A 7,686-nucleotide genomic window follows, 5' to 3' on the forward strand; every position below is an offset into this window, starting at 1 on the left:
CATAACGCCAGCATTATTCGTAAGCGCCAGTTTTTCGTTCGTCATCATCCAGCCCTCTCCTTCCGACAGCACCTTGCCATACTCTTTGTAAGACGACCAGTTCTTCACGTAAACAAAATCAGCATCCTGCAGCGCCTTCTCCTGATCGTACTCTATTGTTGCGCCTGCTGTAAAACTGCTTTCCAGTTCATAGCCTTCGGGGTGCGTGATCACAAAATCGACATCGGCAGCACACATCCATTCGGCAAAAGAGTTTGGTACCGCCTGTGGCAGCGCCTTCACATGAGGCGCCCAGGTAAGCACCACTTTAGGTTTGCGACCTGTAGGTTTCTGCTCCGATATTGTAACCAAATCGGCTAGGCTCTGCAGTGGGTGCCGCGTAGCCGACTCCAGGCTCAGAATCGGAATGCCGGTGTATTTTATAAACTTGTTCAGGATGTCTTCGCTGTAGTCTTCCTCTTTGCTTTGCAGCTTCGGAAATGAGCGCAGCCCCAGAATATCGCAATACTGGCCCATAACGGCAGCAGCTTCTTTAATATGCTCTACTGTAGTACCGTTCATTACTACTCCCTCCTGCGTCTCCAGTGCCCAGCCTTCTTTATCGAGGTTCATCACCATCACGTTCATACCCAGGTTTAGCGCCGCCTTTTGGGTACTCAGGCGGGTGCGCAGGCTTGGGTTCAGAAATATGAGACCCAACGTTTTGCCGGCTCCTAGTTCTTTATAGGCTAATGGGTTTTTCTTCAGTTCAAGTGCTTCGTTTACGAGTGCGGCTACATCGGCTACATCGTACACAGAAGTAAAATTTTTCATAGTGCTACGAGTTAAGAAAGTAAGTTTCTAAAGGCTTCCAGAAATTGATCTGCATCCGCTTTGGTTACAGATAGCGCCGGCAGCAGGCGTAAGGTATTTTTATTGTTTGCAGAACCAGTAAAAATCTTGTGCTCGTGCAGCAGTTTGCTTCTAACCGGGCCGCATGGCTCCGGCAGTTCCACACCTATCATCAGTCCCTGCCCGCGCACTTCCTTCACGCCCTCCAGCTTCTGAAGCTCCTCCATCAGGTAATTGCCGATAGCGATGGCATTGTTCATCAAATCTTCCTGCTCCATCACCTCCAGCACTGCCAGACCAGCAGCGCAAGCCAGGTAATTTCCTCCGAAAGTTGTACCCAACATGCCATGTTTTGCCTGAATGTGTGGAGCGATCAACACGCCACCAATCGGGTAGCCATTGCCCATGCCTTTGGCTGTTGTAATAATATCGGGGGATACGTTCGCATACTGGTGAGCGAAGAATTTGCCCGAGCGTCCGTAGCCCGATTGTACTTCGTCTAAAATCAGCAGAGCACCATTTTCTTTGCAAAGCGAGGCTACAGCTTCCAGGAACCCTGTGTCCGGAATGTAAACGCCACCAATTCCCTGGATGCCTTCTATAATAACAGCAGCAAAAGCCTCTTTCGCAAAAGCTTCTTGTACTGAGGCTAAATTGTTGAATGGCAGAAACAGGAAGTTATCGGTTTCGTTTATCGGCGCAATTATGCTCAGGTTATCGGTAGCGGCAACTGCAGCTGATGTACGCCCGTGGAACGAGTTTGTAAAGGAAATTACGCGCTTGCGGCCCGTCTGGAACGAAGCAAGTTTAAGGGCATTTTCGTTGGCTTCTGCTCCCGAATTGCACAGGAAAAGGCTATAGCTCTCGTAGCCACTCATCTGGCCGAGCTTTTCAGCTAACTCTTCCTGCAGCGGCATTTTTACAGCGTTCGAGTAAAACCCGATCTGGTGCAGTTGGTCCTGTATGCGTTTAATATAAGCAGGATGGCTGTGGCCGATAGAAATAACGGCATGGCCACCGTATAAATCAAGATACTCCACCCCGTTCTTGTCCCAAACCTTCAGTCCGGAAGCTTTAACAGGTTCAATATCGAAAAGAGGATATACGTCAAAAAGATTCATCTTTTGATGGCTGTTTGGTGGTTGTTAATTGTTAGATAGTTTAATTGTTAAATGGTTAGATGGTTGATTTCGGTACGCTCCTTCCGCTACTCCAACTGCTCCTATCTTCCAAGCAACATTAACAGCTGCATACTTTTTCCGTGGCCCAATAAACTGTAAGCCTTTGGCCGACATTCGACCAAAAGAAAATCAACAAAAAACAAATACAATTAATTTAAAAAGCGGCTGGTTTTAGTTTAAGCCCAGCAGTTTCGTCGAGGCCAAAAAGCAGGTTCATGTTCTGCACTGCTTGACCGGCGGCTCCTTTCAGCAGGTTGTCGATCATGCTTGTAATCACGAGCATATCGCCGTGCTTCTGGAGGTGCACCACGCATTTGTTTGTATTCACCACCTGCTTCAGATCAGGGTTATGCTCGGTTACAAACGTAAACGGGTGCAACTCGTAGAACCGCCTATAAAGTTGCTGCGCCTCCTCCAGGCTAAGCTGCGTTGGCAGGTAAGAGGTAATGAAAATGCCACGGGAGAATGGCCCCCTATACGGAACAAAATGGATAGCCACCTCCTGCTCCGGCTGCAAATGCCGCAGGCTGCGCTTAATTTCGCGGAGGTGCTGGTGGCTCATTACTTTATACGTGCTCACGTTTTCGGTGCGCCAGCTAAAATGAGAAGTCGGGCTCAGGCTCTGGCCGGCACCGGTAGAGCCGGTAATACCGCTCACATGCACATCGGCAGTTAAATGGCCTGCAGAAGCTAATGGCAACAAACCAAGCTGTATGGCAGTAGCAAAGCAGCCGGGGTTAGCAATGTGCTGTGCCTGCTGAATCTGTTCGCGCTGAAGTTCGGGTAAGCCATACGTAAATGTTCTTTCTTCTGCCTCTACGGCAGCCGTCTCCGTGCCTTCGTTCCAGCGGAAATCCTGGCTCAGGTCCACGATTTTAGTTGAAGCAGGAACAGTGGCCGACGCCAGGAATTTCTTTGCCTCGCCATGGCCGGTGCACAGGAAAAGTACATCCACGTCGCCATCAGCTTCAGCTGAGAAAACCATATCAGTTTCGCCTAGCAGGTCAGGGTGTGTTTCTGAAACAGGTTTGCCTGCCTGGCTGCGGCTTTGCACATACGCTAAAGACACTTGTGGGTGGAGTAAGAGCAGGCGAAGTAACTCTCCGCCTGCGTATCCTGCTCCACCCACAATGCCTGCCTTTATCTTATCTGTCATTTTAGTGTCGATCCGTTGATTTTATGGTACATCACGGACTGGTTTCCGAATATTTTAGAGAAGCCTTTTACATCTTCGCCGCTCCAGGTGTTGTTCATTTCACCGTAGCTGCCAAACTTGCTCGACATCAGGTCATGCCCCGACTCAATACCTTCTACCTGGAAACGGTAAGGTGCCAGCAGCACATCTACTTTGCCCGTTACGTTTTGCTGCGTATCCTGCAGAAAAGCTTCGATGTTGCGCATGGTCGGGTCCAGAATCTGGCCTTCGTGCAGCCAGTTACCATACCAGGCCGACAGCTGGTCTTTCCAGTATAGCTGCCATTTGGTCAGCACATGCTTTTCGAGGGTGTGGTGCGCTTTTATAATTATAAGTGGTGCGGCTGCTTCAAATCCAACACGGCCTTTAATACCAATAATTGTGTCGCCTACGTGTATGTCGCGGCCAATCGCAAAAGGCCCGGCCAGTTCCTGCAGCGCCTGAATGGCCTCTACCGGGCTGGCGTAGGTTTTGTTGTTCAGACCAACCAGTTCGCCTTTTTCAAAATGAAGCGAAACACGCTCCGGCTCCTGCTTTGTCAGCTGCGTCGGGTAAGCCTCTTCGGGTAATGGCAGGTGCGAGGTCAGGGTTTCCTTCCCGCCTACTGATGTTCCCCAGATACCTTTGTTGATGGAGTACTGCGCTTTTTTATAATCGTATTCTACGCCGTATTTCTTCAGAAACTCTATTTCTTCTTCTCTGGATAATCTGTTATCGCGGATCGGGGTTAGAATCTCCACATCCGGTATCATCATCTGGAAAATCATATCGAAGCGAACCTGGTCGTTGCCAGCTCCCGTGCTACCGTGCGCCACAAAAGAAGCACCTACCTGCTGGGCATGCCGGGCCACCGCAATGGCCTGCGTCACGCGCTCAGCGCTAACAGATAGAGGATATGTGCCATTCTTAAGAACGTTACCGAAAATAAGGTATTTAATGCAGCTCTGATAGTAGTATGCAGTTTCGTCGAGGGTGGTGTGTTCTTTCACGCCAAGAGAGTAAGCTCTTTCCTCTACCTCTTTCAGCTCTTCTTCTGAAAAACCGCCTGTATTTACTAACACCGAATACACTTCAAGCCCTTTTTCTTCTTTCAGGTACTTCACGCAATACGATGTGTCTAGTCCGCCACTAAAGGCTAATACTACTTTATCTTTCATTCTTAGGGTTTATTGATATACGAGTTCAAGGTCTGAGCTTCTTACGTGCTCCACGTTCTGGTTTACCGCTATGGGAGCCTTCTGTTCAATAGCGGCACTAGGCTTTTTTTCTCTTGCCGGGTCGAAGAGCATGGCCGTGCACAGGCAGTTGCTACGCCCTTTCATGGTCAGAATCTCAAAGTTCACGCAGCTTTTGCAACCCTGCCAGAATGCTTCATCGTCGGTCAGCTCCGAGTAGGTAACAGGTGTGTAACCAAGCTCAGAGTTAATCCGCATAACGGCAAGCGCAGTGGTAAGACCAAAGATTTTGGCCTTGGGGTACTTAGTGCGCGAAAGTTCAAATATCTTCTTTTTAATTTGTTTAGCCAAACCGCTTTTGCGTAAGTCAGGCGACACAATCAGGCCTGAGTTAGCCACATACTCCCCATGGCCCCAGGTTTCTATATAACAAAATCCTGCCCACTTGCCATTTTCCTCCAGCGCGATCACGGCTTTGCCTTCAAGCATCTTCTGAGTCAGATACTCAGGTGAACGCTTGGCAATGCCGGTACCTCTTGCTTTTGCAGACGATTCCATCTCATCGCAGATCTGTTGTGCGTATGAGATATGTTGCCCATCGGCAACGGTGATAATGAAACCTGACTGGTTGCTCATAATCGTGAAATATAAAATGACTGTGCCTTACACAGCTGATGAACCAAAAAAGATAGTACGAATAATACGAATCGAATAATTGCACTTTCCAGCGCAATTATTAAAACGATGTAATAGAAGTAGATGGAGGAATGATTACTGCGTAGGTAATCGGAAAGCGCATCGGCCTAGGGCCTGTAGCAAAACAGCATTTGCGGTGCCCTAAAAACTACCCTACTTGATAGGATAGAAAAAGACGCATTCCTGTTAGAGGAATGATTTATCATATAAGATGATAAAACCGGCTTTTTTTTCATTTTTTGATTTAAGTAGTGGTATTTGTTTTGATTATACCAATTATAAGCACAAATGTTTCTTATAATTTTTGGGAAATACAAATGTTAAAACGATTTTTTTAAATCTTACAGCAAAAAACTTTCTATAAATGGCTTTAGCGCTTTGCAGGCTAAGAACCCTAAGAAGTTTCTTACAACTCTAATGCCAGAAACAGCAGGTGCAGAGATTAAGTGCCTTTAAGTGGCAGATTATTTTAATGTAAAAGCCTAACTTGCCGCTCAGTTCTGCACCTGTTTATGAAAAACCTGACGCTACGCGTATTTTTTGGACTATTGTTTTCTGCTATCGGTACGGTATCGCTGCTGTTTTACCGCGACGTTCTGCTATCTGCCATCTGGTTGAGCTTCGGCAACGGGCTCCTGCTCACCGATTATAAACTGACCAAACTAGATGCACAAGGCAATCCTTACCTGCAACCTGTACCTAAAGCCAGATTCTATGCCGGCCTGTTCCTGATTGCGCTAGCTGTTCTGCTGCTTTTCCTGCAAATTGTGCTTGATATACAGGAGGTAAAGCCTTAAATCTAGTTCTAAAAAAATTAGAGGCCAGTAAAAAAAGCCGCACCCTTAGATTAAAATCATGCTTTTTTCTTCTGAAGGGCATTTTGATTTGAATAATTCAGACGAATTGATTTGCAGCTGTACGCGTGAGTGCGACGGATGGCTAAGCAATCATTAAATGCGGTTTTGGAGCGTTAGCACCACATACTTCACTTCATTCTCGCGGTAAAGCCTCAGTTTAAGTTTTTTACCTGGGCCTTTCTCTAAATACCCCAAAATGTCGGATAGCGACATTTCAAAACAACTCTGGCCATTAATGCTCAGAATCTGGTCGCCGCGCATAAGGCCTACAGCATGGGCAGGAGATCCATCCACCACATGCGCTACCTCATAAAATTTCATGCCGATAACGGGGGCACCTACTTCAAAACCAGCCAGGTTGTAGTTAAATGGTTCTTTGTAACGCTTGTTTGGAATTAAGGTCATCTGGCTGTGCGGGTAATCGAAAATAACAGTAAACCGCTTCAGGATATCTGAACCCAGGTTGCCGTTACGGTCTGAAATGTTCATGGCTGCCTGAATGGAGGCTTCGTCTGGGTAGGAAGCCGGTAAGTTCTGAAGCTCATGCCTGCCAATAGAAAAGCTGTTGATGCGCCCTATTTTGCCGTTTATATCGCCACTCAGGCCACGGCCCAGGTAGGCTTCCATGACCTTTGGTGGCAATGCCAGTTGCGAATTGCTCGGCAGGTACAGCGAGAGCGAATGGCTGGCACCTGTATCGACCACCAGTTTAACCCGAATGGTATCGCCATTATGCTGCCGCACATGCGCAAAAATATAAGCTTTGTCGCGCTCCAGGTGCAGCGGGTAAACCTCTCCGCGTTTCGGCGGCTTAAGCTTAACATCGGGGCGCAACAAAGTTAGGTGCTTGGAGCTGTAATTAATTTTAACAATAAAATTCTTGAAGATGTCGTAGCCGATTATGCCATGAACCGGCATCCCCATTCTGGACGACAGATGAAAAATATCTTCTTTCAGCACATACACATCCTGGTTCTCGCCTGCAATACCTTTCATCTTTAGCGAATTGCCTTGTGAGTAAAAAGCCTTCAGCGTGTCGCCTGTACCTAGCCCCTTAATCTCAATTTCGGTCGTATTATTCAGATTAAGAGAGTCGGTGTAGTAGAGGTGCGTAATCAGGATATTTTTTACACCGGTATCAAGAATGAAGTTAAGCGGTGGAGAATCGTTTATCTGAACGGGAATAATGATCAGGTTATGAATAAAATGAAACGGTAGAATAACACTGTTTCGGTTTGAAGAGAAAGCAACGGTATCGTGGGCAGCTAATTTTTGAGCATGGCTCTCTACCTCTAACAGCAGGAAGAGCGAAAGACAAACTAAAGTGAAAAGACCTTTTTTTGTCATGATCAAACACTAGAAATTCTGAAGATAACTAACATGCGTTATTTAGCTAACACAGTACTTTATCTATACGTTCAATCGCAGATTTAAGCAATAATTTAACTAAAAATATAAATGTTCTAACTTTGAAACATAAAAAACCAGCCTTAACCAGGCAGCTTGACTTACAGCAGCAAAAACAATTAGATCAGTAACCAACCCCAGATAGCTGCATAACATATCTATTGTTATGCAGGAGGCATTGGTCTGTTGCTTCAGCCGGAATACGGGTACCTACTACAGTGTAATAATTTTAGTGCAGTTACCAGGCCGGCAGCTGACTATCCTGAATTATTCTATTGAATTAGGCACTTGTTTAATGGCTAAGAAAGCTGTAAATTGATTGAAATAGAGCTATTTACATGGAG

7 protein-coding genes are annotated in these 7,686 nt (G+C 46.6%); 1 reads left to right on the forward strand and 6 read right to left on the reverse strand.

The window, feature by feature from the left end; genetic code table 11:
* The 5 genes from FVR03_RS23205 to FVR03_RS23225 form a co-directional block, all read right to left on the reverse strand.
* Positions 1-813: Rossmann-fold NAD(P)-binding domain-containing protein (locus FVR03_RS23205; protein ID WP_147924164.1), on the reverse strand; the 813-nt coding region annotated here is incomplete at its 3' end.
* 11 nt (positions 814-824) lie between these two features.
* A complete protein-coding gene (locus tag FVR03_RS23210; protein WP_147924165.1) occupies positions 825-1,952 on the reverse strand; it encodes an aspartate aminotransferase family protein in 1,128 nt (375 codons plus the stop codon).
* A gap of 214 nt (positions 1,953-2,166) precedes the next feature.
* Positions 2,167-3,168 carry an N-acetyl-gamma-glutamyl-phosphate reductase gene (argC, locus tag FVR03_RS23215; protein WP_147924166.1) on the reverse strand — a complete coding sequence of 334 codons (1,002 nt, stop codon included), beginning with the start codon at positions 3,166-3,168 and terminating at the stop codon, positions 2,167-2,169.
* Positions 3,165-4,364 carry an argininosuccinate synthase gene (gene argG / locus FVR03_RS23220; protein WP_147924167.1) on the reverse strand — a complete coding sequence of 400 codons (1,200 nt, stop codon included), beginning with the start codon at positions 4,362-4,364 and terminating at the stop codon, positions 3,165-3,167. The genes argC and argG overlap by 4 nt, the downstream gene beginning before the upstream one ends.
* 9 nt (positions 4,365-4,373) lie before the next feature.
* Complete coding sequence (locus FVR03_RS23225; protein WP_255474375.1) at positions 4,374-5,018, reverse strand: GNAT family N-acetyltransferase; 645 nt, start codon at positions 5,016-5,018, stop codon at positions 4,374-4,376.
* 572 nt (positions 5,019-5,590) lie between these two features.
* Here FVR03_RS23225 and FVR03_RS23230 point away from each other — a divergent pair.
* Positions 5,591-5,875, forward strand: coding sequence for a hypothetical protein (locus FVR03_RS23230; RefSeq protein WP_147924168.1), 285 nt, complete (start codon positions 5,591-5,593; stop codon positions 5,873-5,875).
* 153 nt (positions 5,876-6,028) lie between these two features.
* Here the strand turns inward: FVR03_RS23230 and FVR03_RS23235 are convergent, their stop codons facing one another.
* On the reverse strand, positions 6,029-7,282 hold the full coding sequence (locus FVR03_RS23235) for an aspartyl protease family protein (protein WP_147924169.1): 1,254 nt from the start codon (positions 7,280-7,282) through the stop codon (positions 6,029-6,031).
* Positions 7,283-7,686 lie beyond the last annotated feature (404 nt).

The organism is Pontibacter qinzhouensis, assembly GCF_008017455.1.
Classification (GTDB): domain Bacteria; phylum Bacteroidota; class Bacteroidia; order Cytophagales; family Hymenobacteraceae; genus Pontibacter; species Pontibacter qinzhouensis.